The organism is Phenylobacterium sp. Root1290, from assembly GCF_001425305.1.
Taxonomy (GTDB): domain Bacteria; phylum Pseudomonadota; class Alphaproteobacteria; order Caulobacterales; family Caulobacteraceae; genus Phenylobacterium.
The window spans coordinates 361,692-385,651 of record NZ_LMEE01000001.1; the positions used below are offsets into that span (position 1 = coordinate 361,692).

The following is a 23,960-nucleotide window of genomic DNA, read 5'->3' on the forward strand; positions in this document are numbered from 1 at the left end:
CCACGGGAGCGTCCCCAACCCTACCGCCGTCGTCTGCGCGGCATGGCGTCGAGGCTCCACGCGCCTCCGCCGGCGAAGATCAGATAGAGGAACACGAAGCAGAAGAGGATCGCCGGCTCTCCGCCGTTCAGCGCCGGCCAGAAGCCCTGCGAGGCGTGCGCGGTGAAGTAGGCGACCGCCATCTGGCCCGAGCAGATGAAGGCGGTGACGCGGGTGAACAGCCCCAACGCCAGCAGACCGCCCCCGATCACTTCAATCCAGGCCGCGGCGAGCAGCAGCATCGGCAGCGGATCAGGGGCCCCGGGCTGCGGCGCCGGGAAGTGGAACAGCTTCATCAGCCCATGCTCCATGAAGAGCAAGGCGGCGATGATGCGCAGCAAACTCAGCGCCCGCGGCGCCCAGGCGTCGAGGTTTGGCATACCAGTCCCTCCCAATCCGCGCCGCAGCGACGCGATGTCGTTCGGGGATCAGGCGGCGCGGCGCCCGTCGGCCTCCGCCATGCGCGTGATCGCCACATAGTCGGTCTTGCCGGTGCCAAGCACCGGAACCTCTGTGACCCTGATGATCTTGCGGGGCACGGCGAGTTCGGGTGCGCCGATGGCCTGGGCGTGGGCGACCAACGGGCCGGCATCGGCGTCGCGCCGGTCGGTCACCAGCACAAGGCGTTCGCCCTTCTTCGGATCGGGCATGGCGATCACCGCATGGCGGCTGTCGGGCCAGACGGCGGTGGCGATGTCTTCGGCGGCGGTCAGTGAGACCATCTCGCCGCCGACCTTGGCGAAACGCTTCACACGGCCAAGGATCTTGATCCAGTTGTCGTCGGTGATGTCGACTACGTCGCCGGTGTCATGCCAGCCGCCAGGCGGAGGCTCGAGCCCCGACTCCGTTAGATAGCCGGCCATGATGTTGGGGCCGCGCACGAACAGGCGCCCGCCGCCCGGAATGCCCTCGACCTTTTCCAGGCGGGTCTCCATGCCCGGCAGCAGTCCGCCGACGGTGCCGCGGCGATTGTCGGTGGGCTTGTTGACCGCGATGACCGGCGAGGCCTCGGTGGCGCCATAGCCTTCGAGCACTGGAACGTCGCCGAAGCGGTCGCGGATCAGGTTGTGGGTTTCGTCGCGCACCTTTTCCGCGCCGCAGACGATGAACTTCAGGCCCGACAGCTCGTCGGGTTCGGACGCCCGGGCGTACTGGTTGAGGAAGGTGTCCGTCGCGAAGAGAATCGACGCCCCGGTGTCCTTGATCAGCGGTGGGATCTGCTTGACGTGCAGCGGGGAGGGGTACTCGAACGCCTTCATCCCCTTCATGAGCGGCAGCAGCACGCCGCCGGTCAGGCCGAAGCAGTGGAAGGTCGGCAGCGGGTTGAACATCACCCAGGACGGATCGAGCGGGATGTGCGCGGCGATCTGCTCGACGTTGGCGATGAGGTTGGCCTGGCTGAGCACCACACCGCGCGGCGCGCCGAAGCTGCCTGAGGTGAACAGGATCACGCCGGGATCGGAGGGCTTGGTGGGCGCCCTGAAGCGCTTGGGGAAGGCCCCCGCGGCGGCGGCGAAGACCTTGTCGGCCAGACCGACGGTTTCGCGCACGTCTTCGAGATAGGTGATCGCAGCCAGCGGCTCGAGCGCATCGACGAGATCGTGCAGCTTGCCCTGCTCGATGAACCGGTGCGAGGTCAGCACCCGCTTCACCCCGGCCAGCTCGCAGGCGGCCTTGAGGTTACGGATGCCCGCCGTGAAGTTCAGCATCGCGGGTGTGCGCCCAAACGCGTGCAGCGCGAAGAACGTGACCACGGCGCCGGCGCTGGCCGGCAGCATGACACCGACGCGCTCGCCCTCCGACGTCATGGCCGCGATCTTGCGGCCCAGCGCAAAGGACGCGCGGATCAGGTCGGTGTAGCTGAGCGGCTTGCGTTCCTGGTCCTCCAGGATCGGCTTCTTGGCGCCGTATGTGGCGCGCGCGTCGACCAGCGCATCGAAAAGAGAGCGCTCACACGAACGCGGATCAAAAGAACGCGACAAAGGCGAAAACCTCCCCGAACGTCTCGCCGATTATTGTTGGGCGCGAGCCTATAGCTGACGCCTCGGTATGAAAAGATGCGTAACAAGCCGTGAGCTTCGGCGCCGGCGTCAATTCCGGCCGCCGGCCTAAGGTCTTGCCGCGTCAGCCGAAATCGTCGCGGTGGCGTCGATGCGCCCTTGGATGAAGCTGTCGACCGCGCTCAGCCACGGCTTGCGCCAAGCGTCCGCTTCAAGGTGCACGGCGCCATGAGCGCCCGGCGCCGTGGTGATCGCGCAGTGCGGAAGCTGGGCGCAGAGCAGGGCCGCCCGCTTCGAGGGGTTCAGCATCATGACGGGCGTCCGCACCTGCGACGCGCCGGGCTCCAGCAGGCGGCTGGCGGCTTCGAAGGCCTTGTTCCAGCCCAGGCTGGGGCCAGACAGGCGCAGATCCGGATTGGCGGTCATCCAGGCGTGCCCGACCTGACCGCGCCAGGCGTCGTGCGTCCGCCCCGCGGCGAGGTCGTCGGGACTCTCGCGACTCCAACCTTTCCAGCCCGCCGGTGGAGCCGAGGCGCGTTTCACCGGCCCAAGCATCCGCGTGCTCGGAGGATCGGCGAGCTGCGGCGTGCTGGCGAAAACGCCATCCACCTTCAGGCCCGAGCGCACGGCGCTGAGCGCCACGACGGCGCCGTCCGACTGCGTGAGCAGAATCAGCGGCGCTTCCGGGGAAGGGCGGACCACCACCCGAACCAGTTCGCGGAGCGTCGCGACCTCTGGGTCGAAGGAGGGGGTGAAGCCGAGGTCGCGCGGCGGCACATAGCGACCAGAGCCGCCCTGGCCGGCGCGATCCAGGATCCAGACCGTGCAGCCGCGGGCGATGAGGTCCGAGGCCGTTTCGAACCAGACCTCGGCGGTTTCCCCGTAACCGGGAACAATCACGACGGTCGCGGTGGGCACACGGCGGGTGCTGGCCACCCCGTAGCGCTGCAACGGCTTGTCGCCGACCCCGATATAGCCCCAGGCCCATCCCTCCGGCGGGTAGAACCGCGGCGCGAGCGAGGCTGGCGTCCGGCTCTCGGCGAACGGCTCGAGCCCGCCGTCACGGCCGCACGCCGCGAGCAGGAGAACCAGAGCAGCGGTCAGGAACGCGCGAACCATGGCCGAGTTTGACCATGCGTCGCAGAGCCGCTCAATCACGCCTTGATCCTGAGGGGCAGAAAGCCGATCTAGGCCTTATGGCGACCGTCATCGACACCCTCGGGGGGCCGCGGCCCCGACATCCCGAAAAGCAGTCGCGTCCCGACACGCCCATCCTGCGCAAACCCGAGTGGTTGCGCGTTCGGGCGCCGGGTTCGCCGGGCTACAACGCGACGCGATCGATCGTGAAGGAGCATGGGCTCACCACGGTCTGCGAAGAGGCCGCCTGCCCGAACATCGGCGAATGCTGGTCGCAGAGCCACGCCACCATGATGATCATGGGCGAGATTTGCACCCGGGCCTGCGCCTTCTGCAATGTCACCACCGGCAAGCCGTTGGCGCTCGACCCCACCGAACCGGCCCGCGTCGCCGACGCCGTGCTGAAGATGGGCCTGAAGCATGTGGTGATCACCTCGGTCGACCGCGACGATCTGCAGGACGGCGGCGGGGCGCACTTCGCGGCCGTGGTCCACGCGATCCGGGCGACCGCGCCAGGCACGACCATCGAGATCCTGACCCCGGACTTCCTGCGCAAGGCGCCCAGCGCCGCGGAGATCGTGATCGACTCCAAGCCCGACGTCTTCAACCACAACCTTGAGACGGTGCCGCGGCTATACCTCTCGATCCGGCCGGGCGCGCGGTACTACCATTCGCTACGTCTGCTGGAGCGGGTGAAGGAGCGCGACCCCAACCAGTTCACCAAGTCTGGCCTCATGGTCGGGCTCGGCGAGGCCAAGGAGGAGGTTATGCAGGTCATGGACGACATGCGGTCCGCCGGCGTCGACTTCCTGACAATCGGCCAGTACCTCCAGCCGACCCGCAAGCACGCGGCTATCGACCGCTTCGTGACGCCTGACGAGTTCAAGGCCTACGAGGAGATCGCCCGGGCCAAGGGCTTCCTGATGGTCTCGGCCAGCCCGCTGACCCGTTCGTCGCACCATGCGGGCGAGGACTTCGCTCGCCTGAAGGCGGCGCGGCTCGCCAAGGACGCGGCGGCCTGACGCTTGCCGCGCTACCACATCGAAAAAGTGCTGCCCTATAGCCCCGACCAGCTGTTCAAGCTGGTCGGCGACGTCGACGCGTATCCGGAGTTCGTGCCCTGGGTCCAATCGCTGCGCACCTGGAACGCGCGGGCTGAGGATGACGGCGTGACCCTGGTCGACGCCCAGGTGGCGGTTGGCTTTTCTTTCCTGAAGGAGAAGTTCTCCACTCGGGTGCGCCGCGACGCGGTCGGCCGGCAGATCGATGTCCAGCTGCTGTCGGGGCCGTTCAAGCACCTGGCCAACCGCTGGCGCTTCGCCGAAGCGCCTGGCGGCACGAAGATCGAGTTCGACATCGACTTCGAATTCAAGTCCCGGCTGTTGTCAGGAATGCTTGCCGCGAACTTCCACCATGCGGTGGACAAGCTGATGTCCTGCTTCGAGGGACGGGCGAAGACGCTCTATCCGGCCTAGGTCATCCGGTCGCGCAGGGCCTGAAGCGCGGCCTGAACGGCCTGTTCCTGGATGTCGGCGCGGGTGACGCCGTCGAATAGCTCGGCGCGGTGCATCAGCGCCTGGTTCGAGCGCGCGGTGGCGATGTGCACGGTGCCGACCGGCTTCATGGGCGTGCCGCCGCCGGGACCGGCGACGCCGGTGATCGCCACGGCGACGTGGGCGTTCGAGGCTTCCAACGCCCCCTCGGCCATCATGCGCGCGACCGGCTCCGAGACGGCGCCCAGGTCGGCGATGAGGTCGCCGGGGACACCCAGCAGTTCCTGCTTGGCGCGGTTCGTATAGACAACGAAGCCGCGTTCGAAGACGTCAGAGGCGCCGGGAATGGCGCAGATGGCGCCTGCCACCAGTCCGCCGGTGCAGCTCTCCGCAGTGACGATCCGCAGGGAGCGTTCCCGAGCCTCGTCGATCAGCAGCCGCGCCAGGGTTTCGATCTCCAGGGAAAACATGGCGGCGACTCCAGCGGGCTCTAGGCAAGGACGAATGCAGACCACAACATCGCCAGCGCCTGCCACACAAGCCGATTCGAGCTCATGACTGCACTAGATCGCGCTGAACGGCCCGCAGCTTCCATATCGCCGATGCTTTTCGCGGTGACGACCTTCGCCAGCGCGGGGCTCGTCTTCATGGTGCAGCCGATGGTGGCCAAGCTGGTGCTGCCCCTGCTGGGGGGCAGTTCATCGGTCTGGAACACGTCGATCGCGTTCTTCCAGACCGCCTTGCTGGTGGGCTACGGGTACGCCCACTTCCTTCAGAGAGTGAAGTCGGTCCGGACTCAGGCCCTGGTGCACGTGGCGGCGCTGCTGATCGCCGCCCTGGCGCTTCCGCTCAGGGTGACTGGTGCATTGGGCGAGCCGTCGTCAGAGTACCCGTCCCTGTGGCTGCTGGGCGTGTTGGCCGTCTCAATCGGGGCGCCTTTCGCTGTCCTTTCGGCGACGGCGCCGCTGGTGCAGGCCTGGCACGCGAGGACGATCCACGCCGAGACGGGGGCCGAGCCCTACGCGCTCTATGCGGCGTCCAATCTGGGCAGCCTGCTGGCCCTGCTAGCCTATCCCGCGCTGGTCGAGCCTCTGGCGACGGTCAAGGGGCAAACGAGCGGCTGGAGCGCCGGCTATGTGGCCTTTGTCATGCTGATGGCCACCTTGGCGCTCTTTGTGTCCCGCGCACGGGTTGCGGCGGTCCAGGGGGCTATCGCCAGCGCCACTCCAGCGCCTTCATGGCGCCAGCGCGCGATCTGGGTCGGCTTGGCGGCGATCCCTTCGAGCCTGATGCTCGGCGTCACCACGCACATCACCACCGACGTAGCTTCGGCGCCGTTCCTTTGGGTGATCCCGCTGGCGCTCTACCTCGCCACCTTCATCATCGCGTTCTCAGACAAGCCGATCATCTCGGCGGAAACGACCCTGCTGCTGCAGGCCGCGGCGGTGGTGGCCTGCGCGGCGATGTTGCCCTTCAAGGCGGCGAACTTCCCGCTGCAGCTCTTTGTCCACCTGGCCGCGTTCTTCCTGACCGCCCTGATGTGCCACCAGGCGCTGGTCGCGCGGCGGCCCGACCCTGCGCAGCTGACAGAGTTCTATCTCTGGATGTCGTTCGGCGGCGTGGTCGGCGGGGCGTTCAACGCCTTCCTCGCGCCAGTGATCTTGAGCAACGTCTGGGAGTACCCGCTGGTCCTGGCGCTGGCGTGCCTCGCCCGCCCGGGGCTTGGGCCGGTCGAGCGTTGGCGATGGCTGACCCTGATTATCGGCGTGATCGCAGCCGTCATCGCCCCACTGATCGCGGTCAAGATGGGCATGAGCAAGGAGTACAAGGCGATTGTGTTCGCCTTGATGGCAGTCACCACCGTCTGCGCCTTCCTGATCCGCCGAAGGATGATCGTGTTCTTCGGGCTGGTCGTGGTGCTGTCGTTGTCGGCGGCGGCCATCGGCGATCGCGTAGACGTCCGCCAAAGCTGGCGCAGCTTCTTCGGCGTCCTGCGCCAATCGGAGATGCCGTCGCCGGGCATGGAGGGGCAGCTTCGGATGCTTTCGCATGGAACGACCCTGCACGGCGCCCAGGCGCAGAACCCCAAGTACATGTGCCGCCCGTTGGTCTACTACGCCCCCGAGACGCCGATCGGCCAGGTGTTCACCCACGAGACCAAGCGGCCGAGCGGGCTGAGGGTCGGCGCTGTCGGCCTGGGCACCGGTGCCGTCGCGGCCTACACGCGTCGCGGCGACCACCTGACCTTCTTCGAGATCGATCCGCTGGTCATTCGCCTCGCCACCGATCCCAAGCACTTCAGCTACACGACCATCTGCGCACGCGGGAAAATCGACTACGTGGTCGGCGACGCCCGTCTGACCTTGGCCAAGCAGCCCGATCAGGCCTTCGACATCCTGTTGATCGACGCATTCTCGTCGGACGCCGTGCCGGCGCACTTGCTGACCGTCGAGGCGATGAAGGGCTATCTGACCAAGCTGAAGCCGGATGGGGTGCTGATCCTGCACCTGTCAAACCGCAACCTCGAACTGCGCGGTCCGGCGATGGCCGTGGCCGAGGCGGCGGGCGGCTTTGCGCTCATCCAGCGGCACCAAACGGCAAAGGATAGCCCGCCGCTCTGGGAATCTGCCGAAGACGCGCTGATCGTCACCCGCAGCCTGCAGGCGCTGGCCCCCTACGAAGCCGACAAGCGATGGTCGCAGACCGATCCGACCGCCGTGCGCCCCTGGACCGACGACTACACCAATCTGCCCGGCGCGATGTACGCCGAGATGAAGGCCAAGTGGGCCTGGCTGCCCTAGGCAGGGGTCTCCACAGCCACGATCGCCTGGGCCAGCAAGCCCTCCTGCCGGCCCGTGAAACCCATCCCCTCAGTGGTGGTGGCTTTCACGCTGACCCGGTCGAGCGGCACATTAAGCAACTCCGCCAAACGCTGACGCATGGCGTCGCGATGAGGGCGGATCTTCGGGCGCTCGCAGACCAGAGTGACGTCGGCGTTGATGATCCGACCGCCTTTGTTCGTCAGGATTTCGACGGCGTGCAGCAGGAACCTGTCGGAGGCCGCGCCCTTCCACTGCGGATCCGACGGCGGGAAGTGCTCGCCGATATCGCCTTCGCCGATCGCCCCGAGGATCGCGTCGGTAAGAGCGTGCAGGCCGGCGTCCGCGTCCGAGTGGCCGATCAGGGTCTGGTCGTGGTCGATCCGCACGCCGCATAGCCAGACGGCGTCGCCGGGGCCCCAGCGGTGAGCGTCCACGCCCTGGCCGACGCGGGTGATGCGCGCGCCGCCCGCCAGTTGTTCGGCCATGGCGAAGTCCTCCGGGTAGGTGAGTTTCATCAGGCGCGGATCGCCGGGCGTCAGGGCGACCTTTCCGCCCGCATGTTCCACGACGGCGGCGTCATCGGTCGGTTCGGCGTCGGCGGGCCAATTGGCGTAGGCGGCGCGCAACGCGGCGAGCCGGAAGGCCTGGGGAGTTTGGGCTCGCCACAGCCCGTCACGGGGCACTGTTTCAGCGACAATGGCCTGGCCCCGCTTGAGGGTGTCGGCGACGGGCAGGGCGGGCACCGCGCCGTCGGCGTCGGTTAGGGCCGTCAACAGCGCCTCGATGTGCTGCATCGTGAGGAAGGGGCGGGCGGCGTCGTGGATCAGGACGGCGGAGGCGTCGTCTGCGGTCAGCGCCCCGAGGCCCGCCTGAACCGAGTCCGCGCGAGTGCCGCCGCCGCGGACGGCTACCGCATTGCGGCAACCGAGGAGCAACTCGGAGGCCTCGCCGATCCATGCGTCGGCCACGACGACGACAATCTGTCGCGCCCCCGCCGCGGCCAGGGCCTCGATCGACCACGACAGGATCGGGCGTCCGCCCAAGCTGCGCCAAGGCTTTGGCGCTCCTGGTCCCGCGCGCGTGCTGGAACCTGCGGCGACGATGACGGCTGAGAAATCCATCCGGCTTGTTTAGGGCGTGCACCACCGCTGTCTAGGCTTTACGGCGGTGCACAATTTGCCTAAAACGGAGGCGGTAGGGGTGATTACAAAATGAGCAGCACGCTCAAGATCGGGAACGTGGAAGTCGGGGGGCGCGCCTGGATCGCACCCATGACCGGCGTCTCCGACCTGCCGTTCCGCAAGGCCGCCAGCAAGCTGGGCGCGACCTATGTCGCGACCGAAATGGTCGCCTGCGCCGAGTTCTCGAAGGGGCGTCCCGACGTCGTGCGCCGCGCGGCGGTGGGCGAGGGTCTGCCGCTGATGGTCGTGCAGCTGGTCGGCCGAGAACCCGCTCATATCGCCGAGGGCGCGCGGCTGGCGGCGAGGGCGGGCGCCCAGATCATCGACCTGAATTTCGGATGCCCGGCCAAGGAAGTGACCGGCGTGCTCTCGGGATCGGCGCTGATGCGCGAGCCCGAACTGGCCGAAAGCCTGATCGCCGCAGCCGTCGACGCCGTCGATGTCCCGGTGACGGTGAAGATGCGCCTGGGCTGGGACGCTTCATCGAAGAACGCGCCAGACATCGCGGCGCGGGCCCAGGCGCGGGGCGCGCGGGCCGTGACCATCCATGGGCGCACACGTAGTCAGTTCTACAAGGACAGCGCCGACTGGAGCGCCGTGCGCCCGGTCACCGAGGCGGTGTCGATCCCGGTCATCGTCAATGGCGACATCGTCGATGGCGAGAGCGCCAGGCTAGCCCTGGAGGCTTCCGGCGCGGACGGCGTGATGGTCGGTCGCGGTGTCTACGGACGCCCCTGGGTGGCGACGCAGATCGAGGCCGAACTGGCGGGGCTCGCCTACCACGAGCCCCATGCCGAAGAGCGGCTTGCGATTGCGCTGGAGCACTTTCGCGACAGCCTGAACTTCTATGGCGACCGTCTGGGCCTGCGGATCTTCCGCAAGCACCTGGCCTCCTACATCGAGAATGCGCCCTGGCCGGAAACGGCCGAGGCGAGGCGTGCGGCGCGGTCGGCGCTGTGCCGACTGGACGATCCCGCGGAGGTCGAAGCTGGCCTGACCGCATTGTGGCGTGACCCCCAACCGAGACTGGCCGCATGACAAACCAAACCCGCGCGGCGCCGAACGGGCTGAACCTCGAGCTTCTGAAGGCAAGCGCCTTCGACGTTTCTCCAGAGCCCGCGCTTGTGGTCAGCGCCGATGGCGCGCTGGTCGCCGTCAACGAGGCCGCCGAGGCGCTGTTCGGCCAAGGCCTGGGCCTTCTGACCCGGGGGCGGTTTGGCGCCGCTCTCCCGCCCGGCTCCGCCCTGGTCTCGCTGCTGGACCGCGCGCTGGAGGAAGGGGTTCGGGTTCGGGAACGCGGCGTCGAGATCAGCCTTTTCGGGCATCCGTCGTTCGAGGCCGACGGCGCGGCCGCGCCTCTGGGCGACGGCTCGGTGCTGCTGACGCTGCATGTGAAGGGCGGGGCCCTCGGCGGCGAGCGGACCGGAGCCGAGCAGGCCGGGCTGCGGACCATCGTCGGCCTGGGGCACATGCTGGCCCACGAGATCAAGAACCCGCTGGCGGGCATCCGCGGCGCGGCGCAACTGTTGAAGACCGGCGCCAAGGCCGAGGACGCGCCGCTGGCGCAGCTGATCGTCGATGAAACCGACCGGGTGCGGCGGCTGGTCGACCGGATGGAAGCGTTCTCCGATGACGCTCTGCCCGACTGCAAGCCGATCAATATTCACCAGGTGCTGGACCGTGTGAAAGCGCTCGCGGCCAACGGCGTCGCCGACGGCCTGACCTTGACGGACGACTATGATCCCTCGCTGCCGCCGGCCTACGGAGACGAGGATCAACTGATCCAGATTTTCCTGAACCTGGTGAAGAACGCCGCCGAGGCCGCCCATGGGCGCGGCGACGGCCGGGGCGCGATCACTGTCCATACCGGCTATCGACATGGGGTGAAGGTGCGGGCCGCAAAGGGCCACGTCCTGCGCGGCGCGCCGCTGGAGATCCGCGTTCAGGACAACGGCCCGGGCGTGCCAGCACACCTGCGCGAGAGCCTGTTCCAGCCGTTTGTAAGCAGCAAGACCCACGGGGCGGGCCTGGGCCTGGCCCTGGTCGCCAAGCTGGTCGCCGGGCACGGCGGCCTGATCGATTTTGAGTCCGAGCCGGGGCGCACGACTTTCCGTGTGCTCCTGCCGATCGCGTCTGAAGAGGTTACGCCGGCATGAATGCGATAGCGAACGCCAGCAAGAAGATCCTGATCGCCGACGACGACGCCTCGATCCGGCTCGTCCTGAGCCAGGCCTTCACGCGGCTGGGGTATCAGGTTCGGGCCACGGGCAACGCCACCACGCTGCTGAAGTGGGTCTCTGACGGCGAGGGCGATCTGGTCGTCACCGACGTGGTGATGCCCGACGAAAACGTCTTCGACGTGCTGCCGCGCATCCGCAAGGAGCGGCCCCGGCTGCCGGTGATCGTGATGAGCGCGCAGAACACGCTGCTGACGGCGGTCAACGCCGCCGACGCCGGCGCGTTCGACTACGTCTCCAAGCCCTTCGACCTGGACGACATGACTTCGGCCGCGCGCCGGGCCTTGTCACGCCCCGCCGACGCCGAAGCGTCCAAGGCCCAGGCCCGCGCCGTCCGCGACGAGCGGCTGCCCCTTATCGGGCGCTCGGGTCCGATGCAGGATGTCTACCGCACCATCGCACGACTGGTCGGCGCCGACCTGACGGTGCTGATCCTGGGCGAGAGCGGCACTGGCAAGGAGCTGGTCGCACGCGCGCTGCATGACATGGGCCGGCGCAAAGACGGCAAGTTCGTCGTCATCAACCTGGCGGCGGTGCCGCGCGAGCGGGTCGAGGCCGAGCTGTTCGGTCGCGACGACGGGGACTACGGCAAGCTGGTCGAGGCGGACGGCGGCACGCTGTTCCTCGATGAGATCGGCGACATGCCGCTCGACGCGCAGACCCGGCTGCTGCGGGTCATCGATGGCTCGGAGCAGTCGGTGAACCCGAAGACTGGCCGTCCACCCAATGTGCGGATCATCGCGGCCACGAATCGGGACCTTCGCTCGCTGATCCAGCAGGGCCTGTTCCGCGAGGACCTGTTCTTCCGCCTGAACGTCGCGCCGCTGCGCCTGCCGCCGCTGCGCGACCGGACCGAGGACATTCCCGACCTTGCCCGCGCGTTCCTGCTGCGCGCCAACCGCGAGGGCTTGCCGTCGAAGACCATCGACGCCAGCGCTCTGGAGCGCCTGAAGCTGCACGGCTGGCCGGGCAATGTGCGCGAGCTGGAGAACCTGATCCGCCGGATCTGCGCGCTCTACGCCGAAGAGCTGATCACGGCTCGGATCGTCGAGCGCGAACTGGCCGACCAGCAACCGGTGATCCCGGGCCACGAAGGCCCGGTGACCCTGGCGACCCTGGTCGAACGTCACCTGGGCGGCTACTTCGCCGAGCAGCCGGACGGGGTGCCGCCGGCCGGCCTCTATGATCGGGTGTTGGAGGAGGTGGAGCGGCCGCTGATCCAGCTGACCCTGGCGGCTACGCGAGGCAACCAGGTCCGCGCCGCCGAGATCCTGGGCCTCAACCGCAACACCTTGCGCAAGAAGATCCAGGACCTGGGGGTCGAGATGGCCCGCGGTCGCCGCTGAGGCGACCGTCAGGCGTCGGGTTCGACCAGCGCCGAATAGACCAAGGTGCGCAGCTCTCGCCGGATGGGATAGGCCGACGAGGGCAGCACCTGGGTCATGAACACGACCGAGAGGTCCTCGGCCGGATCCACCCAGAAGGCGGTGCTGGCCGCGCCGCCCCAATAGAACTCGCCGTCGCTGCAGGGCACGAGCGTGCGAGGCGCATCCTGCACCACCGCAAAGCCCAGGCCGAAGCCGACGCCGGCGTTGGTCGCCTCGGAGAACAGTGAGCGCGAGAGCTGCGTCAGGTCCTTGCCGTCCGGCAGGTGATTGACCGTCATCAGGTCAAGGGTCTTGGGCGCGATGAGGTGATGTTCGCCGCAGGCGCCGCGGTCCAACAGCATCTGGCAGAACTTCATGTAGTCAGCCGCGGTCGAGACAAGGCCGCCGCCGCCGGACACCAAGGACGGCGGGCGCAGATAGTCGCTCTTGGTCGCGTCGTCCTGCAGATCGAGGCCGCCCTTGGGCGTGGCGTTGTAGCAGGAGGCGAACCGGCCGCCCTGGCCGTCGCGCACCTGGAAGCCGGTGTCGGTCATGCCGAGCGGCGAGAAGATCCGTTCCTGCAAGAACTGCTCGAAGGGGATCCCGGAGATCTTGCCGACCAGATAGCCGAGCACATCAGTCGACACCGAGTAGTTCCACGCCTCGCCGGGGGAGAACTCCAGCGGCAGTGTTCCCAGCGTCGCGATCATGTCGTCGAGCGGCAGCGTGCTGCCGATCTCGCCGACGCCGGCCTTGCGATAGGCGGCGTCGACATTGGTGCGGTTCTGGAAGCCGTAGGTCAGGCCCGACGTATGACGCAGCAGATCGACCATCTGCATCGGGCGCGCCACGGGCCTAGTCAGGAAGCCGCCGGTGACGCCAGCGCTGAAGACGCCGAGGTTGGCCCACTCGGGAATGAAGCGATGGACCGGATCGTCAAGCGCGACCTTGCCTTCCTCGACCAGCATCATGAAGGCGATCGAGGTGATCGGCTTGGTCATCGAATAGATGCGGAAGATGGTGTCGGCCTCGCTGGCCAGCCCGCGCGCAAGGTCACGTTTGCCGCCGACGAACTCGTGCACGATCTCGCCGTGCCGGGAGATCACGACCTGGGCGCACGGCATGCGGCCGGTCTGCAGGTATTTCTCGGTGATGAAGCGGTCGAGCCTGGCGAGGCGATCGGGCGAGAAGCCAAGGGAGCGGGGATCGGCCATATGGGGTCCTGGGCGTTGGCGTCGGGGCGGACGCCAACAGAGCCGAACCGTCAACCTGCGCCAAGCCCCGAATAGCCTGGCCCAAACGAATTGGGTTGGAGACCGCCCCGGCGGCCCCCAACCCGTTGGCTCACGCCTTCGCGGTCTCGCTGGCCGGGCTGGCGGCGCGGACGCGGCGCCGAGCTTCGACCGCCATGGCCAGTTCCTCGAGCAACTCGACAGAGGTGTCCCAATCGATGCAGCCGTCGGTGATGCTCTGGCCGTAGACCAGGGGCTGGCCGTCGACGAGGTCCTGACGGCCGGCCACCAGGTGGCTCTCGATCATCACGCCGGCGATGCGCTGGTCGCCGGCGGAAACCTGGGCGGCGACGTCACGGGTGACCGCCGGCTGGTTCTCGGGCTTCTTGCTGCTGTTGGCGTGGCTGACGTCGATGATCAGGCTCTGGCGCAGGCCGCTGGCGGCGAGTTCGGCGCACGCCGCCGCGACACCGGCCGCGTCGTAGTTCGGAGTTTTGCCGCCACGCAGGACGACGTGGCTGTCGTCATTGCCGCGGGTCGCGGCGATGGCCGCGCGTCCGTCCTTGCCGATGGCCAGGAAATGATGCGGCTGGCTGGCCGCCTTCACGGCGTCGACGGCGATGCGCAGGTTGCCGTCGGTGCCGTTCTTGAACCCGATCGGGCACGAGAGGCCGGAGGCCATCTCCCGGTGAATCTGGCTCTCGGTGGTGCGCGCGCCGATCGCGCCCCAAGCCACCAGGTCAGCCAGGTACTGGGGCGTGGTGACGTCGAGGAATTCGACCGCCGCGGGAAGGCCCAGGGCGTTCACCTCCAGCAGCAGCTTGCGCGCGAGCGGCAGGCCCTCGTCGATGCGGAACGTGCCGTCCAGGTGCGGGTCGTTGATCAGGCCCTTCCAGCCGACGGTGGTGCGCGGCTTCTCGAAATAGACCCGCATGACGATCTCGAGTTGTCCCTCGAAACGCGCACGTTGTGCGGCCAGTCGTCGCGCATAGTCCATGGCGGCGGCGGGATCGTGAATCGAGCAGGGGCCGATCACCACCACCAGCCGGTCGTCGGACCCGTGAAGAATCTGGTGAATTTTATGTCGGGAACCCGACACAAGCGCGCCGATGTCGTCGCTGGCGGGGAGGTCTCCCATCACCTGCGCCGGCGAGGCGAGGGGCTTGATGTCGATGATGCGTAGGTCGTCGGTGGTCACTGATGCGCTCCGGGGTGTTTCAGTTTCCGGCGGCGCAAAAGAAAAGCCGCCAGATGCTGGCGGCTGGGTGGGTCTTGCGTCTTATGACAGCGTACTGTCGCGCGATCCCCTTCCTCCGCCAGCGGCATCGGAATAGCCAAAATACCAAAACGAATATTGGCTGGTGGCGAGGATCATCGCGGCAACCGATAGCGCACCCGATCGGCGCTGTCATCCCCAACCAACTGTGAAGCTTGAGCGCAACATCACTGTTGAATTTGGGGCACAGCCCATTAGGTTCCCCAGACAATGGCGTTCTTGAGTCACGATGGCGGAACTCACGCGACGCCCGCCGCGCGGTTCTGGCGGGCGCTGCAATCACGCTATGTGCTTGGCGGGGGCTACGCCCTGGCGGCGGTTCTGACCGCTGTCGCCATTCTGCTCGCAGCCTCGCCGCCCGAAACCGGGCCGCTGGCGCCGGCATCGAAGAACATTCTGGCGATCCTGGCGCTGAACCTGGTGCTGATCCTGGCGCTGGCCGTTCAGGTCGGCTTCCGGGTGACGACGATGCTGCGGGCGCGGTCCACGGACCCCGCAGCGCGGCTGCACGTCCGCTTTGTCACCTTGTTCGCGCTGGCCGCGGTGGCTCCGGCCATGGTCGTGGCGCTGTTCTATACGGTGCTGGTCAACCGCGGCGTGGAGAACTGGTTCTCCGAGCGGGTCCAGACGGTGGTCGAGAATTCGGCGACCGTGATGCGTTCTTACGTCGAGGACCAGAACCAGTTCATCGACGAGCACGTGACCTTGATGGCCGCGGACCTCAATCGCGCCGCGCCGGCGCTGCAGCTCAGCCCGGTCACCTTCACGCACTTCCTGGCCTATCAGGCGTCGTATCACGCCTTTCCCGCAGCCTATCTCATCGACCGCGAGGGGCGGATCCTGGCGCGGGCCGAGTCGGTGGACGCTGCGCCCTTCCAGGTGCCGCCGCCCTCGAGTTTCGCCGCCGCGGACCAGGGCTCCATTTCAGTGTCCCCGAACCTGACGAGGGCGCTGTCGCGGCTTGCGGCCTATCCGGACGCCTACCTCTATGTCACCCGCCCGGTGCAGGCGGGCATCGTGACGCAGCTGCACGAGGCTGATCGGGCGGTCACCGCGTATCGCGAGGCGGCGGAAAGTCGCGCGCGAATTCAACGGGTTTTCGCGCTTTCCTACATCGAGACGGCGATGCTGGTCCTGGTCGGCGCCGTGTGGCTGGGCATGGGCGCGGCGAGCGCCATCTCGGCGCCGGTCGGACGCCTGGTGCAGGCCGCGGGGCGTGTCGCCGGCGGCGATTTGGACGCCCGCGTCGACACGTCCAGGGATCCCGAAGAGCTGGCGGTCTTGTCCCGTGCTTTCAATAGCATGACTCACGATCTTCAGGCGCAGCAGGCCGCGCTGAAGCGGGCCGGGGACGAGGCCGAAGAGCGCCGGCAGTTCATCGAGACGGTGCTGGCGGAGGTGTCGGCCGGGGTCATCGGCCTAGACTCCGACGGCCGGATCTCGGCGGTGAACCGCCAGGCCCGTATCCTCCTCGACCTGGCCGAGGGCCAGACCAGCGGCCGTCGCTTGCAGGACGTCGCGCCAGAATTCGTGGCGATCGCCGAGCGGGCCGACGCGGTGGGTGAGGCCGAAGAAGAGGTGGATGTCGCGCGAGCGCGCGAGACGCACCGCCTGCGCGTGCGGGCCAGCCGCTCGGAAGGCGGACTGGTGCTGACCTTTGACGATATCACCCGGCTGGTGTCGGCGCAGCGCAACGCCGCCTGGCGCGATGTCGCCCGGCGCATCGCCCATGAGATCAAGAACCCGCTGACGCCGATCCAGCTGTCGGCCGAGCGCCTGCGCCGGAAGTTCCGCAAGGACGTGTCGGAGGAGGATCTGGAGACCTTCGACCGCTGCACCGACACGATCGTGCGCCAGGTCGACGGCATTGGCCGGATGGTCGATGAATTTTCGTCTTTCGCGCGCATGCCGGCGCCGAAGTTCGCCGAGCAGGACGGCGCTGAATTGGTCCGCGCGGCGGTGTTCGCCCAGCGCGTGGCCAGTCCGGACATCGATGTCGAGTTGCTTGATCCGACGCCGGAGGTGAAGCTGGTGGCGGACGGGCGGATGCTGGCCCAGGCTCTGACCAACATCCTCAAGAACGCGGCCGAGGCGGTTTCGGCCCGGGTCGCGGCCGATCCTGAACCCAAGGGCAGGATCACCGCGCGGTTGGTCTCCGACGAGCAGGGCGTGCAGGTGATCGTCGAGGACAACGGTGTCGGGCTGCCGGACAAGGACCGCGACCGGCTGACGGAGCCCTATGTGACGACCCGCGAGAAGGGCACAGGGCTGGGCTTGGCGATCGTCAAGCGCATCCTGGAAGACCACGGCGGCGAACTGATTCTGACCGATGCGACCGGCGGGCGCGGCGCCCGTGCGGTCCTGAAACTTCCCACGGCGGCGCAGGCCCGGTCCGGCGTCTCCGCCGGACCTGAGCCATCGACGGCTCATGACGCAGGAGTGATGTGATGGCGGCTGATGTTCTGGTGGTCGATGACGAGGCGGACATCCGCGAGCTCGTGGCCGGCATTCTCTCGGACGAAGGCTATGCAGTGCGCACGGCCAACGACTCCGAGAGCGCGCTGGCGGCCATCAAGTCGCGCAAGCCGGCCCTGCTGATCCTGGACATCTGGATGCAGGGCGGGGGCATGGACGGGCTGGAGCTGCTGGATCTGGTCAAGACGCTCGACGCCGACATTCCGGTGATCATGATCTCGGGGCACGGCAACATCGAGACGGCGGTCAGCGCGATCAAGCGCGGCGCATACGAGTTCCTGGAAAAGCCGTTCAAGTCGGATCGGTTGCTGCTTTGCGTCGAGCGTGCGCTGGAGACCAGCAACCTTAAGCGCGAGAACCGCCGCCTGCGGGCCCAGACGATCCAGCCTGACGGCCTGATCGGCAAGTCGGTCGTCACCCAGCAACTGCGGGGTCTGATCGCCAAGCTGGCCTCGGCCAACAGCCGGGTGCTGATCGCCGGCCCGCCAGGCTCGGGCAAGGAGACGGTGGCGCGGCTGATCCACTCGGCCAGCCCTCGCGCACGCAATGAGTTCGTGGTGATCAGCGCGGCGGGCATGACCCCCGAGCGGGTCGACACCGAGCTGTTCGGCGAGGAGCACGAGGGCGGACGTCCGGCCAAGATCGGCGTCTTCGAGCGGGCCCATGGCGGAACGCTATACCTCGATGAAGTGGCGGACATGCCGCGCGAGACCCAGAGCCGTATTCTGCGGGTCCTGGTGGAGCAGCGATTCCGCCGTGTCGGCGGAGAGCAGGACGTGCAGGTGGATGTTCGGGTGGTCTCCTCGACCTGCCGCGATCTGCGCGAGGAGATCAATGCGGGCCGTTTTCGCGAGGATCTCTTCCATCGGCTCAACGTCGTGCCGGTGAGCGTGCCCGGTCTGTCGGAGCGTCGCGAGGATATCCCGGAACTGATCGACTACTTCGTCAACCGCATCTGCGAGGCCACGGGCATGCCGCGTCGGCGCCTGGCGGACGACGCGCTGGCCGCGCTGCAGGTTCGCGGCTGGCCGGGCAATCTCAGCCAGCTGCGCAACAACGTCGAACGGATGCTGATCCTGGCGTCTGGAGATCCCGCTGAGCCGATCAGCGCCGAGATGCTGCCGAACGACGCCGTGGTGAACGATCAGCCCTCGAACCTTGGGGCTGAGAAGATCATCGCCCTGCCGCTGCGGGAGGCGCGCGAGGTGTTCGAGCGGGAATACCTGAACGCCCAGATGCTGCGCTTCTCGGGCAACATCTCGCGGACCGCGGCTTTCATCGGCATGGAGCGCTCGGCCCTGCACCGCAAGCTGAAGTCCCTGGGCCTGTCGGGCGCCAGGCCTATGGAAGAAGAGGACGCATAGGGTGGGGCGTATCGCCTATGTGAACGGCCAGTTCGTGCGGCACGGCGAGGCCGTGGTGCACATCGAGGACCGCGGCTATCAGCTGGCTGACGCCGTCTATGAGGTCTGGGCCCTGTTCGACGGCAAACTCGCGGACGCGGAAGGCCACTTCGCGCGCCTCGAACGGAGCCTGGGCGAACTGAGCATCCCGATGCCCATGAGCCGGGCGGCGCTCACCATCGTTCTGCGTGAGGCGGTCCGCCGCAATCGGGTCCGAGAGGGGCTGCTGTATCTTCAGGTCGGCCGTGGCGTCGCGCCGCGTGGGCACGCATTCCCCGACCAGCCGGTCGCGCCGAGCGTCGTGATCACCGTCTCGCCCGTGGACCGTGCGACTACGGAGGCCAAGGCGGCCAAGGGCGTGAAGGTCGTCACCACCCCGGAGAACCGCTGGGGACGCTGCGACATCAAGACGGTCGGGCTGCTGCCCAACGCGCTGGCCAAGCAGGCCGCCAAGGAGCGCGGTGCGGCTGAGGCGTGGTTCGTCGACGAGCTGGGCTTCGTGACTGAGGGGGCTTCCTCCAACGCCTGGATCATCGACGCCGACGGCGTTCTGCGCACCCGCGACACCAATGCGAACATCCTGCGCGGGGTGACCCGCAGGACCCTCCTGGACGTGCTCCACGACGAAGGCATGCAGGTGGATGAGCGGCCGTTCACGCCCGAAGAGGCGGCGTCGGCAAAGGAGGCGTTCATCACCGGGGCAGGCAGTCTCGTGCTGCCGGTTGTGGCCGTCGATGACAAGCCAATTGGAAATGGTGTGGTCGGACCGGTGGCGATGAAGCTCCGTCGCCTCTATATCGAGCGCGCGAGGGCGACGGCGGTCTGAAGCGAGCGGCGCGATTGCGCCGGTCACTGTCGCCGGTCTAGCCTCATGCATGTGTGTGGGGGGCGTGTTGCCTCCCGATCAGAAAAAGGGCGAAAAGCCATGTCCGGCAACGAAAAGAAACAGAATCTCCAGGACACGTTCCTAAACAGCGTCCGTAAATCGAAGACCCCGCTGACCATTTTCCTGGTCAACGGCGTGAAGCTTCAGGGTGTCGTGAGCTGGTTCGATAATTTCTGCGTGCTCCTGCGTCGCGACGGTCAGTCGCAACTGGTCTACAAGCACGCCATTTCCACCATCATGCCGGCGCAGCCCGTTCAACTGTATGAGCCGGCGGAAGACGAGGCCGATTGACTTCCAAGTCCATCGAACGTGAAGCGCCCCCTCAGGGGGCGCTAGTCATTCATCCCCAGCGTGACGGCCGCGACTCCGCGCGCAGCTCTCAGGCGCGCCTGGACGAGGCCGTAGGCCTCGCTCTGGCGCTCGACCTGGAAATCCGGGACGCGATCATCGCGCCCCTGCGCAAGCGCACGCCTGCGACGCTGTTCGGCAGCGGCAAGGTCGATGAGATCGGGGAGCTCTGCTTCCAGCTCAAGGTCGACGTCGCCGTGGTCGATGACGCCCTGACGCCGGTCCAGCAGCGCAATCTCGAAAAGGCCTGGCAGGTGAAGGTCATGGACCGCACCGGCATGATCCTCGAGATATTCGCGCGGCGCGCCAGGACCCGGGAAGGGATCCTGCAGGTCGAACTGGCCCGGCTCTCGTATGAGCGCTCGCGCCTGGTCCGCACCTGGACCCACCTGGAACGTCAGCGCGGCGGCTTCGGTGTCATGGGCGGTCCCGGCGAAACCCAGATCGAGACCGACCGCCGGCTGCTGGCGGAGAAGATCGGCAAGCTGAAGCGCGAACTGGTCGAGGTGCGTCGCACGCGCAACCTTCAGCGCGGCGCGCGCCAGCGCCATCCATTCCCTGCCGTGGCCTTGGTCGGCTACACCAATGCCGGCAAGTCGACGCTGTTCAACCGCCTTACCAAGGCGGACGTGATGGCGGCGGACATGCTGTTTGCGACTCTCGACCCGACCTTGCGGATGCTCGACCTGCCCGATGGTCGGCCCGCGATTCTGTCGGACACGGTGGGCTTCATCTCCGACCTGCCGCACGAACTGGTCGAGTCGTTCCGCGCCACCCTGGAAGAGGTGAAGGAAGCCGACGTCATCCTGCACGTCCGCGACATCGCCAGCGAAGAAACCGAGGCGGAGGCCGAGGACGTGCGGACGGTGCTGAACCGTCTCGGCATTGATGTCGCAGAGCGCAACGTCATCGAGGTCTGGAACAAGGCCGACCTTCTAGAGCCGGAGGTCCGTGAGGATGTGGCCGGCGACGCCCGTCGTCACCACCCGCCTGCGGTTATGGTCTCGGCGGCGAGCGGTGAGGGATGCGAGGCGCTGTTGGCGGCGATCGCACGGTTGGTGGACGATGCGCCGCCGGTGTCCGTGCGGCTCACCGCCGCCGACGGCGCGGCGGTGGCCTGGCTCTACCGGCACGGCCGGGTCATGGACCGCTTTGATGAGGAAGACGGCGGCGTCCGCATCGCCGTGCGGCTCAACGCCCAGGCCCTGGGACAGTTCGAGCAGCAGTTCCCGAAGGCCGATCTGACGGCGCTCTAGGCCTTCTCGGCCGCCTTCGCCGCGTCCCAGAGCGCGTCCATTTCTTCGAGGTCCGACTGGTCGGCGGTCTTTCCGCGCTTGGCGAGCTCAGCCTCGATGAACTGGAAGCGCCGGGCGAACTTGGCGTTGGTGGACCGCAGGGCGTCCTCCGGCTCAAGCTCGAGCTTGCGGGCGAGATTGGCGCAGACGAACAGGATGTCGCCGAGCTCGTCTCGCATCCGGCCGATGTCGCGGCCGTTGGCGATCTCGACCTCGAGTTCGGCCGTTTCCTCGCGCAGCTTGTCGAGGACGAACGAGACGTCGGGCCAGTCAAAGCCGACACGCGCGGCGCGGGCGGTCAGCTTCACAGCGCGGGTGAGGGCGGGCAGGCCGGTTGGGACGTCGTCCAACAGGCTCTGGTTCTTGCCCTTGGTGGCGCGCTCCTGGGCCTTGATGACTTCCCAGGCGCGGGTCTGCTCGGCGCTGGTCCGCTGTTCGTCTTCACCGAAGACGTGCGGATGGCGGCGGATCATCTTCTCGGAGATGGCGTTGGCCACATCGTCGAAGGCGAAGGCACCTTGCTCCTGCGCCATGCGGCTGTGGAAGACGACCTGCAGCAGCAGGTCGCCGAGTTCTTCGCGCAGATCGCTGAGGTCGCCGCGCTCGATGGCGTCGGCGACTTCGTAGGCTTCTTCGACCGTGTAGGGCGCGATGGTCGCGAAGGTCTGTTCGAGGTCCCAGGCGCACCCCCCATCGGGATCGCGCAGCCTCGCCATGATGGAGAGGAGGCGATCGATGGGACGCTCGTTACTCGGCTGGTCGGGTCGCGACATGGATCTCTTCGGTGATCTTCGGCTCGGAGCCCATTTCCGGGGCGGCCTCGGCGAGGCCGGGTTCCTTCATATCCCGAGCCGCCAGGGCGGCACGAATCTCCGCGTGGCGTTCGGAGGTGAGCGGAAAGCGCCAGATGATCACGCTGGCGGCGATCGACATGGCCGCAGGTACCGCCGCGAACAGGATCGCCAGGCCCTGCAGGCCAGTGTCAACGCCCTGGCCCTTCGGATCGAAGCCCATGAACTGCAGCAGCGGGAAGCTGATCCCCACCGCGGCGGCCGAGCCGACCTTCACGGTGCCCGAGAGGATGGCGTAGAGCAGGCCCGTACGGTCCACGCCGCTGGCCAGCCGCTCCTCGTCGCCGATGTCGGCCATCATGGCGCGCAGCAGGAAGGCGCCGGCTGCATAGGGGACGCCGATCATGAACATCAGCGTCGCCGCCGGCAGCATCGCGCCTTGCGGAATGGCCAGCGAGCAGAGGGTGAGGCCCGCATAAACGATCCCGGACACGGCGAGCGCCTTGTGCTTGGAGATCTTGTAGGAGAGCCAGGTCCAGAGCGGGGCGCCGACCAGGCCGCCGATGAAGTAGATCAGCAGCAGCAGGCTGGCCTCGGTGTGGGTGAAACCCTTCACGCGGCCGAAGAAGAAGAAGAACAGCGCGCCGGTGATGGCGGGCCCGGTGCCGATCAGCAGGTCCGCGACCAGGATGCGGACCACGGTCGGGCGCTTGAAGAGCGCCAGGTACTCGCGGAAGCCCGACTTTCGGACCTCGGAGGTGACCTTCGGCTCAGGCACCCGCCATAGCGCAAGCGCCACGGTGATCGGCATGAGAATGACGATGAACCAGCCCATCGCCTGGACGCCGGCGCCGTGGCCGGTCACGCCGAGCAGCGGCAGCAGGGCGGGCAGGGTGAGGACGAAGATCATCCCGACCACGTTGCCGGCCTGCCACCAGGCATAGATGCGCGATCGCTGGTCATATTGCGGGGATAGGACGGCGGCCCAGGCCAGTTGCGAGAGGCCGGCGATCGAGACGCCGGCATAGACCACCAGCAGCCAGATCCAGAGGTAGAGCGATGAGACCCCTGGCTTGGCCATGAACAGCATGTAGGAGGCCAGCATCAGGATCGGCGCGCTGATGGCGAACCACAGCTTGAAGCGTCCGAACCGCGAACGGGTCCGGTCCATGACCCCGCCGATATAGGGGTCGAAGGCCATGTCCAGCAGCCGCACGAGCATGAAGGCGGTGCCGACCGCGGTGAGGCTGAGGCCGAGCTCGTTGGCGTAGTATTCGGGCAGATAGACAACGAGCGGCAGGCCAAGGCCAGCCAGAGGGAGACACGGAGCAGCGAGCGCAGCCAGTGTCCAATTGGAACGCCGTTCCGCCTTCTGAGCGGTCATTTCACTCATCCCTTAGCGCTTTCGGATCTACTGGCGTCCGACGAGCGGCGCGATGTGAACCCTCAGCCCCAGGGGTGGCAAGGCCTATCGGCGTTATCGGCGGGCGTACACATTGCCGCGGCCCAATTGGTAGGCGAAGCGGCCAATGGCGTACTCGGCGTCCGACCAGGTCGTGGTCAGGCGCGACTGTCGGATGTCGGTTTCGTACCAGTCGTAACGTACGGGGGTGACCTCGCCGTCGACCGAAATGGCGCGGCCCTCGATCTTGGCGCCGCCGGTGCCGAAGCTCTCCATCGAGAGGCCGGGCTTGTCGCCGAGTTGCTTGAAGGTCGGGCGGTTCGGGCGCGCGTCCACGAGGGTCAGCTCCAGGCGGCCGCCGGCCAGGACGCCGGTGCGGTGCATTTCGCGTTCAACGTCCTTGCGCAGCTCGGTCGCCAGGCGCTCCACGTCGCGGACGCCGTATTCCTCGGCGGCCTTCTTCTGCAGCTCGGGGCTGAGCTTGACCTCGACGCTGGCGACGGTGGGCATGGGCTCGGCGAGAGCCGAACCGACGAGCGCGAAGGTGGCGAAGGCGGTGAAAAGCAGGGCGCGCAT

The 23,960-nt window shown here is 67.5% G+C and carries 21 protein-coding genes; 11 read left to right on the plus strand and 10 right to left on the minus strand.

Going from position 1 to position 23,960, the window contains the following annotated elements; all coding sequences use genetic code 11:
- Positions 1 to 20: 20 nt before the first annotated feature.
- The 3 genes from ASC79_RS01765 to ASC79_RS01775 all read right to left on the minus strand — a co-directional run bounded on the left by ASC79_RS01765 (position 21) and on the right by ASC79_RS01775 (position 3,158).
- The gene (locus ASC79_RS01765; RefSeq protein WP_056018789.1) at positions 21 to 419 is read right to left on the minus strand and encodes a DoxX family protein; all 399 of its coding nucleotides are present in this window, start codon (positions 417 to 419) and stop codon (positions 21 to 23) included.
- Between the two features lie 48 nt (positions 420 to 467).
- Positions 468 to 2,021: an AMP-binding protein gene (locus ASC79_RS01770; RefSeq protein ID WP_056018792.1), complete on the minus strand. Its 1,554-nt coding sequence runs from the start codon at positions 2,019 to 2,021 to the stop codon at positions 468 to 470.
- A gap of 126 nt (positions 2,022 to 2,147) precedes the next feature.
- On the minus strand, positions 2,148 to 3,158 hold the full coding sequence (locus tag ASC79_RS01775) for an alpha/beta fold hydrolase (protein WP_056018795.1): 1,011 nt from the start codon (positions 3,156 to 3,158) through the stop codon (positions 2,148 to 2,150).
- Between the two features lie 77 nt (positions 3,159 to 3,235).
- On the opposite strand from ASC79_RS01775, the gene lipA reads away from it, so the two are divergent.
- Together lipA and ASC79_RS01785 are read left to right on the plus strand one after the other, a co-directional pair.
- A complete protein-coding gene (lipA, locus tag ASC79_RS01780; RefSeq protein ID WP_056018798.1) occupies positions 3,236 to 4,198 on the plus strand; it encodes a lipoyl synthase in 963 nt (320 codons plus the stop codon).
- 3 nt (positions 4,199 to 4,201) lie between these two features.
- Positions 4,202 to 4,651: a type II toxin-antitoxin system RatA family toxin gene (locus tag ASC79_RS01785; protein WP_056018800.1), complete on the plus strand. Its 450-nt coding sequence runs from the start codon at positions 4,202 to 4,204 to the stop codon at positions 4,649 to 4,651.
- Here the strand turns inward: ASC79_RS01785 and ASC79_RS01790 are convergent.
- Positions 4,648 to 5,139, minus strand: coding sequence for a CinA family protein (locus ASC79_RS01790; protein ID WP_056018803.1), 492 nt, complete (start codon positions 5,137 to 5,139; stop codon positions 4,648 to 4,650). The genes ASC79_RS01785 and ASC79_RS01790 overlap by 4 nt on opposite strands.
- 132 nt (positions 5,140 to 5,271) lie before the next feature.
- On the opposite strand from ASC79_RS01790, the gene ASC79_RS01795 reads away from it, so the two are divergent.
- Positions 5,272 to 7,470 (plus strand): spermidine synthase, encoded by a 2,199-nt coding sequence (locus tag ASC79_RS01795; RefSeq protein WP_235528710.1) that lies wholly within the window; start codon positions 5,272 to 5,274, stop codon positions 7,468 to 7,470.
- Here ASC79_RS01795 and ASC79_RS01800 read toward each other — a convergent pair.
- Positions 7,467 to 8,612, minus strand: coding sequence for a bifunctional 2-C-methyl-D-erythritol 4-phosphate cytidylyltransferase/2-C-methyl-D-erythritol 2,4-cyclodiphosphate synthase (locus ASC79_RS01800; protein WP_056018809.1), 1,146 nt, complete (start codon positions 8,610 to 8,612; stop codon positions 7,467 to 7,469). The genes ASC79_RS01795 and ASC79_RS01800 overlap by 4 nt on opposite strands.
- A 90-nt stretch (positions 8,613 to 8,702) precedes the next feature.
- Here ASC79_RS01800 and dusB point away from each other — a divergent pair, with 90 nt between their 5' ends.
- The 3 genes from dusB to ASC79_RS01815 are packed head-to-tail and all read left to right on the plus strand — an operon-like array spanning position 8,703 to position 12,255.
- Positions 8,703 to 9,710 (plus strand): tRNA dihydrouridine synthase DusB, encoded by a 1,008-nt coding sequence (gene dusB / locus ASC79_RS01805; protein ID WP_056018812.1) that lies wholly within the window; start codon positions 8,703 to 8,705, stop codon positions 9,708 to 9,710.
- A complete protein-coding gene (locus ASC79_RS01810) occupies positions 9,707 to 10,828 on the plus strand; it encodes a nitrogen regulation protein NR(II) (protein WP_056018815.1) in 1,122 nt (373 codons plus the stop codon). Before dusB ends, ASC79_RS01810 begins: the two co-directional genes overlap by 4 nt.
- A complete protein-coding gene (locus tag ASC79_RS01815; RefSeq protein ID WP_056018818.1) occupies positions 10,825 to 12,255 on the plus strand; it encodes a sigma 54-interacting transcriptional regulator in 1,431 nt (476 codons plus the stop codon). The genes ASC79_RS01810 and ASC79_RS01815 overlap by 4 nt, the downstream gene beginning before the upstream one ends.
- A gap of 8 nt (positions 12,256 to 12,263) precedes the next feature.
- Here the strand turns inward: ASC79_RS01815 and ASC79_RS01820 are convergent, their stop codons facing one another.
- Together ASC79_RS01820 and ASC79_RS01825 are read right to left on the minus strand one after the other, a co-directional pair.
- Positions 12,264 to 13,490, minus strand: a complete 1,227-nt coding sequence (locus ASC79_RS01820; protein ID WP_056018821.1) for a serine hydrolase — start codon at positions 13,488 to 13,490, stop codon at positions 12,264 to 12,266.
- Positions 13,491 to 13,620: 130 nt separating this feature from the next.
- The gene (locus ASC79_RS01825; RefSeq protein ID WP_056018827.1) at positions 13,621 to 14,706 is read right to left on the minus strand and encodes a 3-deoxy-7-phosphoheptulonate synthase; all 1,086 of its coding nucleotides are present in this window, start codon (positions 14,704 to 14,706) and stop codon (positions 13,621 to 13,623) included.
- Positions 14,707 to 14,994: 288 nt separating this feature from the next.
- Here ASC79_RS01825 and ASC79_RS01830 point away from each other — a divergent pair, with 288 nt between their 5' ends.
- The 5 genes from ASC79_RS01830 to hflX all read left to right on the plus strand — a co-directional run bounded on the left by ASC79_RS01830 (position 14,995) and on the right by hflX (position 21,152).
- Entirely contained in the window at positions 14,995 to 17,232 is a 2,238-nt protein-coding gene (locus ASC79_RS01830) for a PAS domain-containing sensor histidine kinase (protein ID WP_056018829.1), read from the plus strand.
- Entirely contained in the window at positions 17,232 to 18,623 is a 1,392-nt protein-coding gene (locus ASC79_RS01835; protein WP_056018831.1) for a sigma-54 dependent transcriptional regulator, read from the plus strand. The genes ASC79_RS01830 and ASC79_RS01835 overlap by 1 nt, the downstream gene beginning before the upstream one ends.
- A 1-nt stretch (position 18,624) precedes the next feature.
- A complete protein-coding gene (locus tag ASC79_RS01840) occupies positions 18,625 to 19,488 on the plus strand; it encodes a D-amino-acid transaminase (RefSeq protein WP_056018834.1) in 864 nt (287 codons plus the stop codon).
- Between the two features lie 99 nt (positions 19,489 to 19,587).
- Positions 19,588 to 19,839, plus strand: a complete 252-nt coding sequence (gene hfq / locus ASC79_RS01845; protein ID WP_056018837.1) for an RNA chaperone Hfq — start codon at positions 19,588 to 19,590, stop codon at positions 19,837 to 19,839.
- A complete protein-coding gene (gene hflX / locus ASC79_RS01850; RefSeq protein WP_056018840.1) occupies positions 19,836 to 21,152 on the plus strand; it encodes a GTPase HflX in 1,317 nt (438 codons plus the stop codon). Before hfq ends, hflX begins: the two co-directional genes overlap by 4 nt.
- Here the strand turns inward: hflX and mazG are convergent.
- The 3 genes from mazG to ASC79_RS01865 form a co-directional block, all read right to left on the minus strand.
- Complete coding sequence (gene mazG, locus ASC79_RS01855) at positions 21,149 to 21,964, minus strand: nucleoside triphosphate pyrophosphohydrolase (RefSeq protein WP_056018842.1); 816 nt, start codon at positions 21,962 to 21,964, stop codon at positions 21,149 to 21,151. The genes hflX and mazG overlap by 4 nt on opposite strands.
- Positions 21,939 to 23,366: an MFS transporter gene (locus ASC79_RS01860; protein ID WP_082531889.1), complete on the minus strand. Its 1,428-nt coding sequence runs from the start codon at positions 23,364 to 23,366 to the stop codon at positions 21,939 to 21,941. Before ASC79_RS01860 ends, mazG begins: the two co-directional genes overlap by 26 nt.
- A 93-nt stretch (positions 23,367 to 23,459) precedes the next feature.
- Positions 23,460 to 23,960, minus strand: coding sequence for a hypothetical protein (locus ASC79_RS01865; RefSeq protein WP_056018848.1), 501 nt, complete (start codon positions 23,958 to 23,960; stop codon positions 23,460 to 23,462).